The sequence below is a fragment of the Collinsella sp. HCP28S3_G2 genome (genome assembly GCF_052065125.1).
GTDB lineage: Bacteria > Actinomycetota > Coriobacteriia > Coriobacteriales > Coriobacteriaceae > Collinsella.
This window is the reverse complement of the sequence record NZ_JBQHUO010000003.1, coordinates 141,781-159,096: the sequence shown is the minus strand read 5'-3', so window position 1 is coordinate 159,096 and position 17,316 is coordinate 141,781. Positions and strand designations below refer to the sequence as shown.

At 61.3% G+C, this 17,316-nt stretch carries 15 protein-coding genes; 13 read left to right on the top strand and 2 right to left on the bottom strand.

Annotated features, from left to right (window positions below; genetic code table 11):
• The first annotated feature begins 13 nt into the window (after window positions 1–13).
• Window positions 14–1,219 carry a DUF362 domain-containing protein gene (locus tag ACTNB2_RS03575; RefSeq protein ID WP_441041518.1) on the top strand — a complete coding sequence of 402 codons (1,206 nt, stop codon included), beginning with the start codon at window positions 14–16 and terminating at the stop codon, window positions 1,217–1,219.
• Between the two features lie 161 nt (window positions 1,220–1,380).
• On the opposite strand, the gene ACTNB2_RS03570 is transcribed toward ACTNB2_RS03575, so the two are convergent.
• Window positions 1,381–1,509 carry a hypothetical protein gene (locus tag ACTNB2_RS03570; RefSeq protein ID WP_427718066.1) on the bottom strand — a complete coding sequence of 43 codons (129 nt, stop codon included), beginning with the start codon at window positions 1,507–1,509 and terminating at the stop codon, window positions 1,381–1,383.
• 178 nt (window positions 1,510–1,687) lie between these two features.
• Between ACTNB2_RS03570 and ACTNB2_RS03565 the strand changes: the two genes are divergently transcribed.
• The 9 genes from ACTNB2_RS03565 (at window position 1,688) to ACTNB2_RS03525 (ending at window position 11,396) form a co-directional block, all read left to right on the top strand.
• Window positions 1,688–2,086, top strand: a complete 399-nt coding sequence (locus ACTNB2_RS03565) for a hypothetical protein (RefSeq protein WP_441041520.1) — start codon at window positions 1,688–1,690, stop codon at window positions 2,084–2,086.
• A 90-nt stretch (window positions 2,087–2,176) separates the two neighbouring features.
• Entirely contained in the window at window positions 2,177–2,860 is a 684-nt protein-coding gene (trhA, locus tag ACTNB2_RS03560) for a PAQR family membrane homeostasis protein TrhA (RefSeq protein ID WP_441041521.1), read from the top strand.
• A gap of 114 nt (window positions 2,861–2,974) precedes the next feature.
• On the top strand, window positions 2,975–4,348 hold the full coding sequence (locus ACTNB2_RS03555) for a hemolysin family protein (RefSeq protein WP_427793690.1): 1,374 nt from the start codon (window positions 2,975–2,977) through the stop codon (window positions 4,346–4,348).
• A gap of 24 nt (window positions 4,349–4,372) precedes the next feature.
• Complete coding sequence (locus ACTNB2_RS03550; protein WP_441041523.1) at window positions 4,373–5,200, top strand: cyanophycin synthetase family protein; 828 nt, start codon at window positions 4,373–4,375, stop codon at window positions 5,198–5,200.
• Between the two features lie 136 nt (window positions 5,201–5,336).
• The gene (locus ACTNB2_RS03545; protein WP_441041524.1) at window positions 5,337–5,726 is read left to right on the top strand and encodes a YtxH domain-containing protein; all 390 of its coding nucleotides are present in this window, start codon (window positions 5,337–5,339) and stop codon (window positions 5,724–5,726) included.
• Window positions 5,726–6,481 (top strand): PRC-barrel domain containing protein, encoded by a 756-nt coding sequence (locus ACTNB2_RS03540; protein ID WP_154516592.1) that lies wholly within the window; start codon window positions 5,726–5,728, stop codon window positions 6,479–6,481. The genes ACTNB2_RS03545 and ACTNB2_RS03540 overlap by 1 nt, the downstream gene beginning before the upstream one ends.
• 72 nt (window positions 6,482–6,553) lie before the next feature.
• Window positions 6,554–7,960 carry a polysaccharide deacetylase family protein gene (locus tag ACTNB2_RS03535; RefSeq protein ID WP_441041526.1) on the top strand — a complete coding sequence of 469 codons (1,407 nt, stop codon included), beginning with the start codon at window positions 6,554–6,556 and terminating at the stop codon, window positions 7,958–7,960.
• 320 nt (window positions 7,961–8,280) lie between these two features.
• Window positions 8,281–10,125, top strand: coding sequence for a magnesium transporter (locus ACTNB2_RS03530; protein ID WP_441041527.1), 1,845 nt, complete (start codon window positions 8,281–8,283; stop codon window positions 10,123–10,125).
• Between the two features lie 74 nt (window positions 10,126–10,199).
• Window positions 10,200–11,396 carry an Nramp family divalent metal transporter gene (locus ACTNB2_RS03525; RefSeq protein ID WP_427747655.1) on the top strand — a complete coding sequence of 399 codons (1,197 nt, stop codon included), beginning with the start codon at window positions 10,200–10,202 and terminating at the stop codon, window positions 11,394–11,396.
• Between the two features lie 188 nt (window positions 11,397–11,584).
• Here ACTNB2_RS03525 and ACTNB2_RS03520 read toward each other — a convergent pair whose 3' ends face one another.
• Window positions 11,585–13,777, bottom strand: a complete 2,193-nt coding sequence (locus ACTNB2_RS03520) for an acyltransferase family protein (protein ID WP_441041529.1) — start codon at window positions 13,775–13,777, stop codon at window positions 11,585–11,587.
• A gap of 186 nt (window positions 13,778–13,963) precedes the next feature.
• Here ACTNB2_RS03520 and ACTNB2_RS03515 point away from each other — a divergent pair, with 186 nt between their 5' ends.
• The 3 genes from ACTNB2_RS03515 to ACTNB2_RS03505 all read left to right on the top strand — a co-directional run bounded on the left by ACTNB2_RS03515 (window position 13,964) and on the right by ACTNB2_RS03505 (window position 17,168).
• Window positions 13,964–14,959, top strand: coding sequence for a ribokinase (locus ACTNB2_RS03515; protein WP_441041531.1), 996 nt, complete (start codon window positions 13,964–13,966; stop codon window positions 14,957–14,959).
• Between the two features lie 4 nt (window positions 14,960–14,963).
• Complete coding sequence (locus tag ACTNB2_RS03510) at window positions 14,964–15,938, top strand: nucleoside hydrolase (protein WP_441041532.1); 975 nt, start codon at window positions 14,964–14,966, stop codon at window positions 15,936–15,938.
• Window positions 15,939–16,157: 219 nt separating this feature from the next.
• The gene (locus ACTNB2_RS03505) at window positions 16,158–17,168 is read left to right on the top strand and encodes a LacI family DNA-binding transcriptional regulator (RefSeq protein ID WP_441041533.1); all 1,011 of its coding nucleotides are present in this window, start codon (window positions 16,158–16,160) and stop codon (window positions 17,166–17,168) included.
• The last annotated feature ends 148 nt before the right edge of the window (window positions 17,169–17,316 follow it).

The window sequence follows — 17,316 nt, the reverse complement described above, 5'->3', positions numbered from 1 at the left end:
AGGGGATAGATCTATGACCGCAACTTCACCCGCAGCACCCGCTAAGGTGTACTTCACCAACTTGCGTACGCATGCTCGCGAGAGCCAGCTCGACAAGCTCAAGCGCCTCATCCGCCGCGCCGGTATCGAGCAGATCGACTTTGAGAACAAGTTCGTCGCTATCAAGATTCACTTTGGCGAGCTGGGCAACCTGAGCTTTTTGCGCCCCAACTACGCCCGCGCCGTCGCGGATGTCGTGAAGGAGCTGGGTGGCAAGCCCTTCCTCACCGACTGCAACACGCTCTATGTGGGTAGCCGCAAAAACGCGCTCGAGCACATCGATACCGCCTACCAGAACGGCTTTACCCCGTATGCCACGGGTTGCCAGATTATCATCGCCGACGGCCTCAAGGGTACCGACGAGGCGCTCGTCCCGGTCGAGGGCGGCGAGTACGTGCGCGAGGCCAAGATCGGCCAGGCGCTCATGGATGCCGATATCGTGATTAGCCTCACCCACTTTAAGGGCCATGAGCAGGCCGGTTTTGGCGGCGCCATGAAGAACTTGGGCATGGGAGGCGGTAGCCGTGCGGGCAAGATGGAGCAGCATGCCGCCGGCAAGCCGAACGTCGCGACCGAGCACTGCGTTGGCTGCCGTGCCTGCGAAAAGATCTGCGCGCACAACGCTATCTCGTTCGACGACACCCGCGAGCGCGAGCTTGCCAGCGGCGCTACTCGCACGGTGCACGTGGCTGCCATCGACCACGATCGCTGCGTGGGCTGCGGACGCTGCATCGGCGTGTGCAACCAGGACGCCATCAAGCCCGTCTATGACGCCGCGGCCGACGTGCTCAACTGCAAGATCGCCGAGTACACCAAGGCCGTCGTCGACGGCCGCCCGAGCTTCCACATCTCGCTTGCCATGGATATCAGCCCCAACTGTGATTGCCATCCCGAAAACGATACGCCTATCGTCAACGATATCGGCATGTTCGCGAGCTTCGACCCGGTCGCCATCGACCAGGCCTGCGCCGACGCCGTCATGGCGTCCGAGCCGCTGCCCAACACCGAGCTCACCGATAGTGCGGCCAAGATGGAGCACAGCCACGAGCATCTGGAGGGCGAGCAGGCGCGTGACCCCTTCTGCATCACGCATCCCGACACCGACTGGCGCGCGTGCATCGCGCACGCCGAGAAGATCGGCCTGGGCACGAGCAAGTACGAGCTTATCGAGGTCAAATAGCGCCTAGCTATTGGACAATACAAGCGCCTTTGTGGCGTAATTCGAGCAAAAGCCGCTCGCGAGCACAGCGCTCACGGGCGGCTTTTCGGAAGTGCGGGGAAAGTCGAATACCGCCGACCACAAGGCGTTTTTGGCAACAAAACCCAGACGTTGCTTGTTGCCTAAAAATACTCGTCGAGGAAGTTGTTGACTGTGTTCCAGTAGAGCTCGGGGTTAACTTGCGCACTCTTGGCGTGGGCGGCGCCGTGGATAAACAACATGGAAGCCGTCGCGTGTTTGAGTTGCTCCACACTGCTTGCCTTATGAAAGTCGTAGCCTGCGCGCACGTTGCACACCAAGTTTGCTACATCGTGCAAGGGAAAGCTGGGCAGGCGCGAGCACGTTCATGCCGCGGTCATGGAATCGTTTGACGTATCGGGCCATACCGATGGGCTCATTGGTGTATCCGTGTAGGCAGATGGCGTAATTGTGAGTGGTCTCTGGGGCGGCAAAACACCAAGCGGCAAGCTCGGTTCCGTCGCCCGCGGTGAGGCTGCTGCTCTCGCGATTCTCCTTAAACCACGCCCGCGCCTCGGTTTCCTCGGCATCCGGCTGCTCACCTTTTTTGTCGTCTTTGCCATCCTGCATCATCTTCATGGTGTACGGCGCTTGGGGGTTCAGGGCAAAGTCAAACAAAAAGTTGCCGGCAAATCCGAGCAACGTGACAACGAGCGCCAGCGCAACAACGACGGTTATCTTAAGCTTTCGATGGGGGTGTGCGCTTTGAGACATTTACGGTTCTTCTTAAAGATGTTGATACGTCAACACTTAAAACAAGCGCATTATGGATGTTCGCCGTTGATGCGTCAACAAGCAAAGAATGGGTAAACAAGGGGTCACGTATGGTGCAAATTTCGCACGTACCCAGACGCTTTGATATAGTGTTGAGAACTCTTTACGTTGGAGGATGTAACCGGCATGTCCGATTCGAGCGACAGTTCTAAGCCGCGACTCAAGACCGCGGCCGTTCCACACTACACGGTGGGCGAGGAGATCATGAACTCCGTCACCCATGGTGTCGGTTGCCTGCTGGGCATCGCGGGCCTGGTGCTCCTGATCGTATTTTCCGCTCTTCGCGGCGGAGGCCCAGCCCACATGGCCGCGGCGATTGTCTATGGCGTCAGCATTATCCTCGAATACCTAGCCTCTACGCTCTACCACGCGATTCAGCCCGCGCGCGCCAAGCGCGTGTTTCGCATCATCGACCACAGCTGCATCTACCTGCTCATAGCCGGCAGCTATACGCCGTTTTGCCTCATCACGCTCGTAAACGATGGCGGCCCTATGCTGTTCTTTGCCGTATGGGCCATCGCCATTATCGGCATCGCCCTCGAGTGCTTTATGCGCGAGCGTCAACCGCACTGGGTAAGCGGCCTGGTCTACCTGCTGATGGGCTGGCTCGTCGTCTTTAAGCTGCCCGAGCTCGTGTCGCTGCTCAACCCCGTGGCACTTGCCCTGCTCGCTGTCGGCGGCGTGTGCTACACCGTGGGCGTGCCGTTCTATATCGCTAAAAACGTGCGCTACCTGCACAGTGTGTTTCACTTGTGGGTGCTCGCCGGCAGTATCTTCCAGTTCATGGCGGTGATCCTCTTCGTAATCTAGCGATCACGTCTGTGCCTGCGGACCCATCCAAGCGGCCGCCGGACGCAACTGCCCTATCCGTTATCTACGCTTACTACCTAACGTCCCGAATCTTGGAGGTTCGAGAAACTCCCGATGGACATAACCATCTCCCTTATCACCACCCTCGTTTTGACCCTCATCAACGGCTACTTCTCTATGTCCGAGATGGCGCTCACCACGGCAAAGCGCGCCGTGCTGGAGCACGAGGCCGAGGAAGGCGACAAACGCGCCGAGCGTGCCGTTAAGCTGGCTGCCGACTCCGACCAGCTGCTCGCCACCATCCAGGTCGCCATCACGCTCGTGGGCTTTGCCTCGTCCGCCGTTGCTTCGACGAGCCTGTCCGACCCGCTCGCCACGTGGCTCATGAGCTTTGGCATCGCGCCGCTCTCTGCCATCGCGCGCGGACTGGCACCGGTCATCATCACCGTTGCGGTTGCCTTCGTGTCCATCGTGATTGGCGAGCTTGTGCCCAAGCGCATTGGTCTGGCCAATGCCGAAGGCGTGTCCAAGCAGGTCGTGGGGCCGCTGTCGTTTTTCCAAAAGATTGCCCGTCCGCTCGTGTGGCTGACTGGTGCTTGCTCCGATGGTCTGGCCCGCATCCTGCGCATCAAGAGCGCCGACGATCGCCAAAACGTCTCGGAGGAAGAGATTAAGTACATGGTCTCGGAGCAGGACGACCTGCTCGACGAGGAAAAGCGTATGATCCACGAGATCTTCGACCTGGGCGATACCGTTGCCCGCGAGGTCATGGTGCCGCGCGTGGACACCACCATGTGCGAGGACGACGAGACGGTCGCCGACGTGCTGTCCACTATGCGCCAGACCGGCTTTAGCCGCATCCCCGTCTATCACGAAGATCCCGACAACGTGGCGGGCATCGCGCACATCAAGGACCTGATTCAGCCCTCGCTCGACGGCGAGGGCGACCAGCCCATCGCCGGTTATTTGCGCGACGCCACCTTTGTGCCCGACACCAAGGACATCCTGCCGCTGCTGTCCGAGATGCAGACTTCGCACGACCAGATCGTGGTGGTCGTGGACGAGTACGGCGGCACGGCCGGCATCATTACCATCGAGGACATCGTCGAGGAGATCGTGGGCGAGATCGAGGATGAGTTCGACCCCGACAACAAGTACCTCACGCGTCTTTCGCGCCGTGAGTGGCTCGTCGATGGGCGTTTTTCGTGCGATGATGCGATTGAGCTTGGTTGGCCGCTCGAGGAAAGCGATGATTATGAGACCATCGCCGGCTGGATTTTGGAACTTTGCGACTCGGTGCCCGACATCGGAGAGGTGTTTGAGGTTGCAGGGTACAAGTTCAAGGTGCAGTCGATGCGTGGCCAGCGCATCTCGCTTATTCGCGTGATCGCTCCGGCCGAAACCGATAAGAAGGATTCCGAGTCCTCGGCAGATAAGCCGGCGACGCCGGGCGCGGGCTCTGCGGACCCGCACGACGGCGACGAGTAGGGCAAGGAAGAGTAGGGGAGAGTTATGGCAGGCCTGTTCAACATCCTTAAGGTCACCGTCAGCGAGGACAAGATCTGCGCGCATGTGCTGGTGAACCCCGGCATGCCGCTCATGACCTCGGAGGACATCGAGGCCACGGCGCGCGTGTACTACCTGGTGCCCGCGATTGCCAAGCACCTGTGCCTAGGCGATTCCGGTCGTGAATTCCAGGACTGCATGGGCCAGACCGAGCTTTGCCATCTGCTTGAGCACGTGACAGTGGAGCTCATGAACGAGACCGGTCTCGCCGGCAGCATTTCGTGCGGCCGTACCCGCGTAAGCGAGCACGATGAGCGTGTCTTTGAGGTTGAGCTTTCATGCCCCGATGACGCGCTGGCCATCGGCGCGCTGTCTTCGGCGACCTTTATGATGGACTGGGCCTATCTGCACGCCGACCAGCCTGCCCCTGACGTGGAGGGCACGGTCGCGGGCCTGCGCAACCTGGTGCTGGGTATGCGCGCCGAGGCCGAGGGCAAGGATCCGCACGAGGCCATCGCCGCCGCAAACGCCGAGGACGGGGCCGAAGGCGAGGCTCCTGCCGATTCCGAACCCGGCGTCGAGGCAGCTGCTGAGGAAGCTGTCGAGTCCGAGCCCGTGGAGCCCCAGGGTGTTCCGAGCTTTGACGATGAGCTGCAGGAGGCAATCGATACCGAGGGCGCGACCGCCGAGAGCCACGAGGCCCCCGCTGCCGTCTACGGTGGCGCGGCGACGGTTCCGGCAGGCCCCGCACAGGAAGGTGCGCTTCCGCTCGTTGATGGCGCCGGCGAGGACCCGGCGGCCACGGTGGCCATGCCTGCCATGCCGCAGGAGTAGGCTCACTCGCTTATCACTATCATGTACCTGCGCTTTTACCGTACGCAGATGTGCACGACGGCAAGTGTTGCGCTGCGGGTATAATGGACAGCATTCAAACGGTGGGCATCGAGGTGCCCGCAGGAGAGGAATGATCATGGGAAAGACTTTCAGCTTTGTCTCCGGTGCGCTCTTTGGCGCTGCCGCCGGCGCTATCATCGGCGTTGCTCTGGCCCCGCGCTCGGGTGCCGAGACCCGTGCCATGGCCGCCGATATCGCCAACGATGCCTGGGACAACTTGCGCGACACCTACGAGCACGGTGCCGAGGAGGCTCGTGCCGCGGTCAACGACTTTGGTCCGATGGTCGACGCCAAGACCGATGACCTGCGCGCCAAGGTCGACCTGGCCCGCGAGCGCATGGACCAGCTTCGCGAGCAGCTCAACGACGCCATCTCGGGCGGCAACGTGACGCCCGCTGCCGACGTCGTGGTCGAGAACGTCACTGAGGCCGACACCGAGGCCACGGAGCCCTCGACCGAGGCATAATGCGCGCAGGGGATTTTGTCGGCGTCAAGGTTTATCGTAAGCCTGCCGAAGACAAGCGCACCAAAAAGGACGGCACGCCGCGCAGCCCCAAAAAGCTCGGCAAGATTCACTTTCCGGTCTTTACCCCGGGCGGTACGCGCGTGGTGGGCTTTATGGTTCGCCAGTCCGATATCGCGGGCATGATCGAGCGCCCCGATCGATTTGTGGCGCTCGATGCCATCGGCGTCTATGAGGGTGCTGTCGCGGTCGACGATGTCAAGGGCACCTACGATGCCGCCGCGGCCAAGCGCCTCGATATCAACCTGGACGATTGCATCATCTGGGTTGGCATGGACGTGCGCACGGAATCGGGCGACGTCGTGGGCTACTGCTCGGACGTTGAGTTCAAGCCGCGTTCGGGTATCGTGCAGACGTTCTACGTGACCGCCGGCACTGCCTCGAGTGTGCTGGTGGGCGACACACAGATGCCGCCGACGATGCTGCGCGGCTACGAGAACGGCGCGATGATTGTCTCGGACGAGGTCAAGTCGCTCGGGTATTCGGGTGGCGCGGCCGCCAAGGCTGCCGAGGCCAGTGTCGTGGTGGGCGATAAGGTCAAGAAGGGCGCCAAGGTGCTCGATGACAAGGGATCGGCCGCTGTGGACAAGGGCAGTCGCGCACTGGGCAAGCAGCTCGGCAAGACGCGCGGTATGTTCAAGGCCTTTAAGGACGAATATCAAAAGGCGAGCGGGGGCTCGTCAAAAGCTAGCAAATAGCGACGTACCAAATGACGGGGGGCGAGCCGGAGACATGTTGCTCCGGCTCGCTGTGTTTATGGGGGAGGGCACATGCGCCAAAACGGATCTAACTTAAACGGGCGCTCGGGTGCGCGTCCGACGGCGCGACGCGACCTGGGGCAGCTGCCCAGCGGTCAGCGTCGACGTCGCCGTAAACCCGGCGCGATGTACCTCAACCATAGCCGTGGGTTTAGCGATCGCAGCGCGCGCATCGGCAACGGGCGCTCACCGCGCCGACCGTCCCGCCTGCCCTATGCGCTCATCGCTGTCGGCTGTGCGCTCGTGCTGTTTATCGCTGCCGTCGTGGGCTATGTCAATCGCAGCGTGGACATTGTGCTCAATGGGGAGCAGGCTTCGGTGCGCGTGGGCTCCACGTTGCAGAACCTTATCGATGATCAAGGCCTGACCGACACCTACGATGCCGGCGACTTGTTGGCTGTCGACGATAGCGTGCTTACCCGCCGTGGCGGCGAAAAGCTGTCGGTGAAGGTGGACGGCAAACGGGTGAAGCAGGGCAAGTGGAATAGCCGCGAGCTAACGGGCGGCGAGAAAGTGACGGTCAAAGACGGCCGCGACACGTACGAGAAGCACGAGGTCCAGGTCACGACCATTGAGCCCAAGTTGAAGGTCGAGGGCACGGGCGCTATCGAATACGTTAAAACCTGGGGCGTTCGGGGCCGCTCCGAGGTATGGGTCGGCGAGCAGTCGGGCAAGACGCAGGACCGCGGCGAGGTCGTGCCCGCCACCGACTGCGTAGTCGAGTGCGCGAGCGTAGCGCCCAAGGGCAACGAAAAGTACGTGGCCCTGACATTTGACGAGGGTCCGAGCGGCGCGACCAAGCAGGTCTTGCAGGTGCTCAAGGAAAAGGGCGTCACGGCGACGTTCTTCCTTTCGGGCGATGCTGCGGAAGCCTCGCCCGCTACTGCCAAAGCGATTGTCGATGCTGGATGCGAGATCGGCTCCAACAGCTACAGCGATGATTCGCTCAAGGGCAAGGATCGCGAGGCGGTGCGCAAGCAGATCACGAAGGGCACCGAGGCGATTAAGTCGGCGACCGGCGTCGAGACGATGTTGCTGCGTGCTCCCTACGCCGCGTTTGACGAGCAAAACTGGATCGATGCGATGGACCTGGTGTCTGCCGTGGTCTCGTGGAATATCGATTCGGGCGACTGGCTGCTCAACGGCGCCGACGAACAGGTTTCGACAGTGCTCGAATCGGTGACTCCGGGCAACATTGTTTTGTTCACCGATAGCGACGAGTGCTCCGAACAGACGCTCGAAGCGCTGCCGCAGATCATCGATGGCCTTGTCGCCAAGGGCTACAAGATCGTGACGCTGAGCGATTTGGTTAAGACGGATACGTCGCTGAGCAAAAAACTCACCTCGCTAACGAAGACTTCCATGCCCAAGAACGCCGTGTTTCCCCAGCTCGCCGAAGATAACGACACCACAGACTAGTCATGGGGGACGTTCTTAAACGACTATGTCACGGATGCGTCAGCGTTTGGTATGCCTGCGATGTTTGGAGCATAAATTTGGCGTCACGGCGCGATGCTGATGCTATAGTTACTGCGGATAACAAGGGTCAAGAGAAAGGTTGCAGGTGAAATCCAAACCTCGACCATACAGTCGATGACCCCTTGCAGGTGCTTCTTGCGCATGCACGGGGTGTGAGCGCCGAGCGGTGTGCCGCCCGCGCATGCGTATACATATCTAAAAGTCCACGGATGGCGTGCCGGCATGGCCACGGTCCGAAGGAATAATGATGGGGAGCACCAGTGAATTATCTGAGTGAGATGCTCAAACTGCCGGTCTTGGACGTCGATGGCGAAAAGCTCGGCGTTGTGAACGATTTTGGCATTGCTACCGGCGAAGTTTTTCCGCACGTGACGTCGCTCGCGTTCCGCGGTCCCGGCAAGACGCCGTTTATGATCAGCTGGCGAAAATGGGTCGACCGTATCGACGAGACGGGCGTATACCTTAAGACGTCGGCCACCGAAATCCGTTTTTCGTACCTGCAGCCGACCGAACTCTTGCTCGCGCGCGACGTGCTCAATAAACAAATCGTCGACACGCAGGGCATGAAGGTCGTGCGCGTAAACGACATCAAGTTTTCCATGTCGGGCGAAAATCAGCTGCGCCTGCTGGGTGCCGAAGTCGGTGCCCGCGGTCTGCTGCGCGCAATCAGCCCCGCTCTTGAACATGTCGTCGAGGGCTTTATGAAGCACCTGGGCAAACCGCTCGGCGAGGACATCATCGCCTGGTCCTACATGGACCTGCTCGATCGCTCGACTAAGAACATCCAGCTGTCGGTGTCGCATAAGACGCTCGGCGAGCTGCATCCTGCCGACATTGCCGACATTATCGAGCAGCTCGATCCTCGCCTGCGCGCGCAGGTGTTCGCGCAGCTCGACACCGCCCAGGCCGCCGAGGCCATCTCGGAGTTCGATGACGACGAGCTCATGACCGAGATGCTCGAGGGCCTGTCCGACACGGATGCGTCGTCGATGCTGGCCATGATGGACCCGGACGACGCCGCCGACCTGATCGATGAGCTCGATTACGAGAAGGCCGAGAAGCTCCTGCGCCTGATGGGCGTTCAGGAGGAGAAGGCGATTCGTAACCTGCTGGGCTATGAGGAAAACACTGCCGGCCGCATTATGACCTCGGAGTTTGTCTCCCTGCCTGCCACGGCGACGGTCTGTGACGCCATCGAGGCGATCCGCAAGCTCGACGAGGATTTCGAAAGCGTCTACTACGTCTATACCGAGGATCCGAGCGGTATGCTGACCGGCGTGCTCTCGCTGCGCACGTTGATCGTGGCCGACCGCGACGCCACGCTGGGCCAGCTGGCCTACCGCGACCTGGTTTATGTGTCGCCCGACGAGGACCAGGAAGACGTAACGGATGAGATGACCAAGTACGACCTGGTCGCCATCCCCGTCTGCGATGAGAACCGCCACATCTTGGGCATTGTGACCTTCGACGACGCCATGGACGTTATCGCCGAGGAGCACCAGGAGGACCTGCAGATCGCAGGCGTCGGCTCGGGCGATAGCGCGTCCGACGACTCGACGAATGTGCTCAGCTGGTTTGTGCATCGCCAGTACTGGGTTGTCGTGTGGGGCATTGCCTCGTGCATCATGGCGGCAGTGCTGGGGACGGCGCTGGGCTCCGCGCATCTGGTGGTGTTCCCCATGTGCGCCATGCCGCTCGTGCTGCTGGCTGCCTCGCGTATGGTGTCGTTCGTCAAGAACTACTTCCTGGAGTACGACGGCCATGACGATGAACCCAAGCCGTATCTGGGATTCTTCTTCCAGAGCACGGGCATGGGCCTGATCCTGTCGCTCGTGACCTACCTGTGCGCTCAGCTGGTGCGCACCACGGCGTTCCCCGACGCGCCCATGCTTGAGGAGCAGCTCTTTACCGGCTGCTTTAACATCGCGGCCATCGTCTGCCTGATTGGCAACATGAGCGCTGTGATTTACCTGATGGTGCTGTTCTGGCGCGACGAGCACGACCTCAATACGTCGGGTACCGCCATGAACGTCATTGCCGTTATGATCTCGTGCGTGGCGTACTGTGCCGCTGCGGTGCTGCTCACCATGTCGGTCATGGGTTAGGTGGTCGCGTGCAAAATAGCAAGCAAAAGCAGGGCACCAAGCAAAAGCTGACCATCGCGGCCATCTTTGGTGCCATGGGCCCTGGCCTTCTGGCGGCGCTTTCGGGCAATGACGCCGGCGGCATCGCCACGTATTCCAGCGCCGGTGCCAGCTATGGTTACAAGATGCTCTGGATGCTTCCCGTCATGACCGTGCTGCTCATCGTGACGCAGGAGACCGCGGCGCGTTGCGGCTGCGTGACGGGCAAGGGCCTGGCCTCGCTCATTCGCGAGCGCTTTGGCGTGCGCAAGAGCGTGCTGGCCATGGCGGCGCTGCTGATTGCCAACACAGCCGTGACCATTTCGGAGTTTGCGGGTATCGCGAGCGGCCTTGCCCTCTTTGGCGTGCCGGCGAGCATCTCGGTGCCGCTTGTGGCGCTGATGGTTTGGATGCTTACCATGTCGGGTAGCTTCCAGCGTATCGAGAAGATTCTGTTGCTGGTGAGCTGTGTGTTTGTGACCTACATTGTCGCTGCAATTATGGCTGGTCCCAGTTGGGGCGAGGTGGCGGTCGATCTGGTTGTACCCAACATTCAAAATGACCCCAGCTACGTGTCGCTTGTGGTCGCGACGATCGGTACCACCATCGCGCCCTGGATGATTTTCCTGGCACAGAACAACGTGGTCGATAAGAATGCGGGCGAGGACGATATCGTGTTGCAGCGCATCGATACCGTGAGCGGCTCGATTGCCGCCGATGTCATTGCCGGTTTTATTATCATCACGACCGGTACGGTATTGTTCCCCGCGGGCATTCAGATTAGCGACGCTGCAGACGCTGCCCGCGCGCTGGAGCCCATTGCGGGCCAGTGGTCCACGGTGCTGTTTGCCTCGGGCCTGGTCGCGGCGAGCTTCTTGGCCGCCTGCGTGCTGCCGGGCGTTACATCCAGCGCTATCTGCGAGGCGTTTGGCTGGGAGCGCGGTGCCGATCGCAGCTGGGACGAGGCCCCGGTCTATCGCGGCATCATTACGGCAATCATTGGCATTTCTGCCGTGCTGGTGCTCATGCCCGGCGTCGACCTGTTCCAGATTATGATGACCTCGCAGGTCATCAACGGCGTGTTGCTGCCCGTGGTTCTGGTGTTTCAGGTGGTTATTGCCGCCGATCGGCACATTATGGGCGCCAACCGCAACGGCCGTGTGTGGAATGTGCTCACTTGGGCGACTATCGGCGTTATTACGGTGCTGACGGTCGTCATGTTTGTTCTGCAAGCGATGGGCTACAGCGCGTAGCACCTCTCTTGGACACTAAACAGGCCGCGCCATGGGCTGCGGCCTGTTTTTGTCTGCTATAGGGTGCTAGTTATATACCGATGTGCAGCTATCAAGCCGCCTCTGGGGTGAATTAACAGCCCAGAGGCGGCTTTGTAAGTCGCGGAAGTGGTCCCAAGCGCCGGATTGTAAGCAGATTTGGCGGTGCGTTACTTGTCGGTGCCTAGCTTGTGCGGTTTGTAGGCGAGGGCGTTGACGAGTGCCTCGGCAGCGGATTTGACAGCCGCCGGCTGCGGATCGTTAACGTGGTCCTCGGGGTGCACGGGTAGGTCCTTCTTGACGGCATCGTGGATGAGCTTAAGGTACTCGGTCACGCCGGCGGTCGAAAGATGCGTGCCATCGCCATCGAACAGGTCGTTGCGATTTGTGCTGTATCCGTACCAGTCGATAACACGCACGTTTTTATAGCGCTTGGCGGCGTTGGCGATGGCCTGGTTGGTAGAGCCAACCCACGGCTGCGGGCTGCGCGTGTTCACAAACACCACAATACGCTTATCTCCTGCATCGGCCATGATGGCGTCGATTTGGTCGTCGGTCACCAAGCCGTTGGTGCCCAGGGCAAAGACCACGATTTTGCCGGCAAGGTTCTGCTGGATATAGCCCTCAAATGTCGCGCGGCCCGCATCAAACTGGCGGCCCTTTTCGGCATCGATGTGGCTGTGCGGGAACACGCCGTCAAAGGCATCGACGGCGCGCAGGGACACGGAGTCGCCAATCATTAGCAGGTCGTAGGCTCCGTCGGGGAAGCCGTCGTCGTCTTTGTCGGAGTCGTCGGCCGCCTGCTGATCTTGAGGCTTTGCATTTTTGGCCTCCTTGTTTAGGATTTCGGCGCCCTCGCCGCTCAGCGCGGATGTGTCGGGCACAAAGACCAGGCCGCCCAGCGCCACAACAAGCACGACGGCGCAAACGGCGCAGGTGGGGACATGTGCGCGCATCCAGCCGGCGGGCGTGGTGGTGCCGTCGCGGAGCTCGGAAACGGTGCGCCCAAAAGCGCCCTTCCTAAACGGCGTTTCGATAAAGCGATAGGAGCACTCGGCCACGGCGACCACCAACAACACCTGCAAAATGTACTGCCACCAGGGCGTATCGTTGATGTTGGCGACCGGGTTCATAAGCAGCAGCAGCGGATAGTGCCACAGGTAGATGCTGTAGGAGCGCTTGCCGATCCATACGAGCGGCTCGGCGGCCAAGGCCCGTGCGACCATGCCCTGGGGCTGCACACATGCCGCGATAACCATCAGTGTGAGGATGGAGCACAGCAGCGTGCCTCCGCGATACTGAAACGCGGTATAGCCGTTGGTGAGCGCGACCATGGCGGCGAGTCCGACCAGGCCAACGCCGCCCATCAAATCGATGGATGCGGGGGAGGACCAAAAGCGTGCGAGCTCACTTGGCTTTGTCGTGGCGGCCTCGGCGGTGTCGCTCTTTGACTTGTCGTGCTTGCCGGCGCCGGCCAGTCGGTCGAGCCCCAGATGGCGGACAAGGCGCGCAGGCGCCAGGTCGCGATCGGGAATAAAGGCCATCCAGGCACCCAGCAGCAACGAGAACACGCGGGTGTCGGTGCCGTAGTACACGCGGCTGGGGTCGGTGGCGGGGTTGTAGAGCACCATCATGGCGACGGCGGATACCGCGGCAAGGCCCAGGACCACGCGGCGCGTGTTGGGCTTGCTCATGTGCACCGACACCATGGCGAGCAGCAGCGGCGGCCAAATAAGATAGAACTGTTCCTCGATGGCAAGCGACCAAAAGTGCGTGAGCGGCGAGGGGTCGCCCAAGGCGTTAAAGTACGAAACGTCCTGCATAATCTGCCACCAGTTATTAAAGAACAGCAGCGACGGCAGGATGTCGGGGCGCATCTTGGTGAGCATCACATGGTTAAAGACAGTGCACAGTGCGCAGGTCACCACCACGACGGTTACCACGGCGGGGAACAGGCGACGGATGCGGCGGATCCAGAAGCTCTTAAGATCGATACGACCGGTCTTTGCTATTTCGTTGATGAGCAGGCGCGTGATCAAGTATCCCGAGAGCACAAAGAAGATCGTGACACCGAGCAGGCCGCCCTGTGCCCACGTGAGGTTGAGGTGATAGAGCACCACCGCGACAACGGCGAGCGTGCGAAGGCCGTCGAGGGCGGGGATGTAGCGAGATTTGGGACGCGTGGGCGCCTGTTCTTTTGCGGCGCTGTCGGTGCGGGCGCCCTTGTTGGCGGGCGAGCGATGGGAGCCTGCAGCGCGGCGCGGCTCGGTGGTTTGGCGGTTAGTGCGCGAACGTTCGTGCGTCGCTTGTTGATCGCTCGCATGGCGTGAGCTGCGCGAGCTCGATCGCGGGAATTGTTCCATAAAACATCATCCAATGACGAGAATAATCAGCACGCTTTCATTGTAGCCGCCTACTCCTGTGAATGCTTGCTGCTGGCGTAAGCTCAAGTGCGCGTCCACATCAAAGTGAACTAAAGTTATAGAAGTGCGAGAGCGCACGATTGACGGCCGACAGCGGGTGCAGAGCCCGCGGACGAGGAGGTTTCCATGGCAGATTGCGGCATCGTTGCGGTGTTCGGCAGCATGAACATGGACCTTTCGGTGGCGTGCGAGCGCATGCCGCGTGCGGGCGAGACCGTCGGCGGCAGCGGGTTTATCACCAACGCCGGCGGCAAAGGCGCCAACCAGGCCGTAGCAGCTGCGCGCATGGGCGCGCGCACGCGCATGATCGGCGCGGTCGGCCGCGACGCGTTTGGCTCGTCGCTCGTGGCGGGGCTCCAAGATGCTGGCGTGGACTGTGACTTTGTGGCGTGTCGCGACGACGTGGAGACGGGAACGGCGACCATCATTCGCTGTGAGGGCGATAACCGCATCGTGCTGTCGCCGGGCGCTAACCATGCGCTCGCGGGCGAGGACGTTGCTCGCGCGCTGAGGCGCCTGGTGGCCGATGAGCTCGACGGCGACGCCAGCGATATTGCCCCGGCTGCCGGAAGCGTCTTTATCGCCCAGGGCGAATGTGACCTTGCAGCGACGGCCGAGGCGCTTGTTTGCGCTCACGAGCTGGGGTTCTATACGGTCTTTAATCCAGCGCCTGCCTGCGAAGTGCCTGCGGAGGTCTGGCCTGCAGTCGACCTGGTTTGTCCCAACGAGACTGAGTGCCAGGTGCTGACGGGCATCTTGCCTGCAGACGATGCGAGCTGCGTCGCGGCGCTCAATGCCTTGCTCGCCAAGGGTGCCGAAGCCGCGGTCATCACGCTGGGCGGCGCCGGCTCGGTTACGCTCGGCGACGACGGCGAGCTGCTGCGCATGCCGGTGCTTTCGAGCGCGGTGGTCGATACGACGGCCGCGGGCGATACATTTATCGGTGCGCTTGCTGCGGCTCGTTTGGAGGGCTTGCCACTCTTTGAGTGCATGGCCGCGGGTGCTCGCGCCTCGGCGGTGACGGTGTCGCGCTTGGGCGCGCAGCAGTCGATTCCCACGCGCGCCGAAGTTGAGCGCGTGTTTGGTTTAGACGATTTAGTACAAGACGGAGAAGCGGAGTAGAACAATGGCAATCAAGAAGCTGATCCTTGATCTGGATATGGGTGTGGACGATGCGATGGCGCTTGCCTATGCCATCGCGAGCCCCGAGGTTGAGCTCGTGGGCATTACCACGTGTTTTGGCAATGTGCGCGTCGACCAGTCGGCGCGCAACTGCCTGGCGGTGCTGGACCTGTTGGGCCGTCCCGAGGTGCCGGTGTACCTGGGCGCCGACCGTCCTCTGCAGGCGACTGAGCCTTATACGCCGCCGGCGTCCACCGTACTCATTCACGGCAAGAACGGCATCGGCGGCGCGAGCGTGCCCGCGTCGTCCTACGAGCCGGTGGGGGCGACGTCGGCCGACGGCAACGCTGCAGTCGATTATCTGATCGATGCCGCGCGCACCTATGGTCCCGATCTGGTCTACGTAGCGACCGGCCCGCTCTCCAACCTGGCGCTTGCCCTGGAGCGCGATGCGGCGGCGGTGATGTCTATCGGCCGCGTGGTGGTGATGGGCGGCGCCCTGACCGTGCCCGGCAACGTGAGCGCGGGCGCTGAGGCCAACATGGCAAGCGATCCCGAGGCGGCCGATGCCGTGCTGCGCTCGGGCCGCAAGCTCACCATGGTGGGTCTGGACGTGACGCATCGCGTGGTGCTCACGCGTCGCGACATTGCCGGATGGACGGGCTCGGGCACCATGGCCGGCTGCGCATTTGCGAGCATGGTCGAGCACTACATTGGCTCGTACGAGATGAACGCACCCTACCTGGGTGGTTGTGCGCTGCACGATCCGCTGGCCGTTGCCGTGGCGATTGACCCCACGCTTGTAGGTGCGCTCGGCTGCAACCTGCGTGTTGATCTGCTGGGCGAGTATCGCGGCCGCACCATTTGCGACGAGCATCGCCTGTCCGATCCGGACAAGAGCGCGCTAGTGGCGCTGACCGTGGATGCCCCGCGCTTCCTGTCCGAGTTCAAGACGCGCATGGCCCGTGTTCTTGGCTAAATGATTTCCGTGCCCCGCCCCATGTAGTCAATTTGGGACGGGGCTTTTTTAGCTACCGAGTAAATGTGCCCGTTGGGGGAATAGTCGTGCCACTTCGCTTGACAACAGGCTAAACTAGCTCATAAACATTTACTACTCTGTTTAGATTGAATTTGCGGCCGTTTAGTTGTCGAGTCATCAAGTTGCGATGCTCTGCCACGGCCGTTGCTAGGGGGAACAATGGCCAAAGCAAGTGTTCGCGAGATCAGCCGCATCACCGGTTTTTCGCCTGCGACCGTGTCCAACGCGCTCAACCGCAAGCGCAGCGTGAGTGAAGAGACCGCCAAGGTCATCCTGGAGTGCGCGCAATCGCTTGGCTATCAGCAGTCGACGCAGCTCGAGAGCATTCAGTTTGTGCTCGCGCGCAAGACGGGCGCCATTCTGGACGAGAGCACCTTCCATCCCGCGGTCATCGAGGGCGTGGAGCGCCAGGCGCGTCGTCACGGCATGAGCACGAGCTTTGTCTCGCTCGACTTTAGCGACTTGGACGCCGTGCGTCCGAAGGTCGAGGGCCTGATCGCCGATCCGTCCGCCGCTATCGTGCTGATGGGTACCGAGTTGGGTGAGGAAGACTACGCCCTGTTTGCCAACGCTGCCGCCCACCTGATCGTGCTCGATGGCTGGAGCGATCGTCAGTACTTCGATGCCGTGGTCATTGCCAACACCGACTCGGTGCTGCGCGCCGTGGATCACCTCATCGAGAAAGGTCACAGGCAGATCGGCTATCTGGCAGGCGACCTTCGCATCCGCAACTTTAAGGATCGCGAGCGCGGCTATCGCCAAGCGCTTGAGGACGCAGACCTTGAGGCCAACCCGACATGGCGCGTTACGCTGGGCACCACGCTCGAGGGCGCCTATCGCGACATGGGCGCATGGCTCGACAGCGTCTCGCGCGACGACCTGCCGACGGCTTTCTTTGCCGAAAACGACGTGCTCGCCGTGGGTGCCATGCGCGCGCTCAACGAGCACGGCATACGCGTGCCCGAGGATGTCTCGATCATCGGCTTTGACGATCTGTCTTTGGGCGCCTTCTCCAACCCGCCGCTCACCACGGTGCACGTTCCCAAGCACGAGGTGGGCGAGATCGCGGTGCGCCGCCTGGTGGGCAACATCCGCAATCCCAAGAGCTATACCTGCAAGACAGCCGTATCGACCTATTTTGTCGAGCGTCAGAGCGTGCGTGAGATCTAGGCAAAGGCAACGCCGGGCCGCAGGGCGGCAAAGCTCGCTACGGCAGAACAATTACGTCATCCAAAAGGGGTCCTTCGGGGCCCTCTTTTTGTTGCCCTTGTATGTTCAGTTTGTTTACATACCGTTTAGGCTGATTTCTCTACCGCCC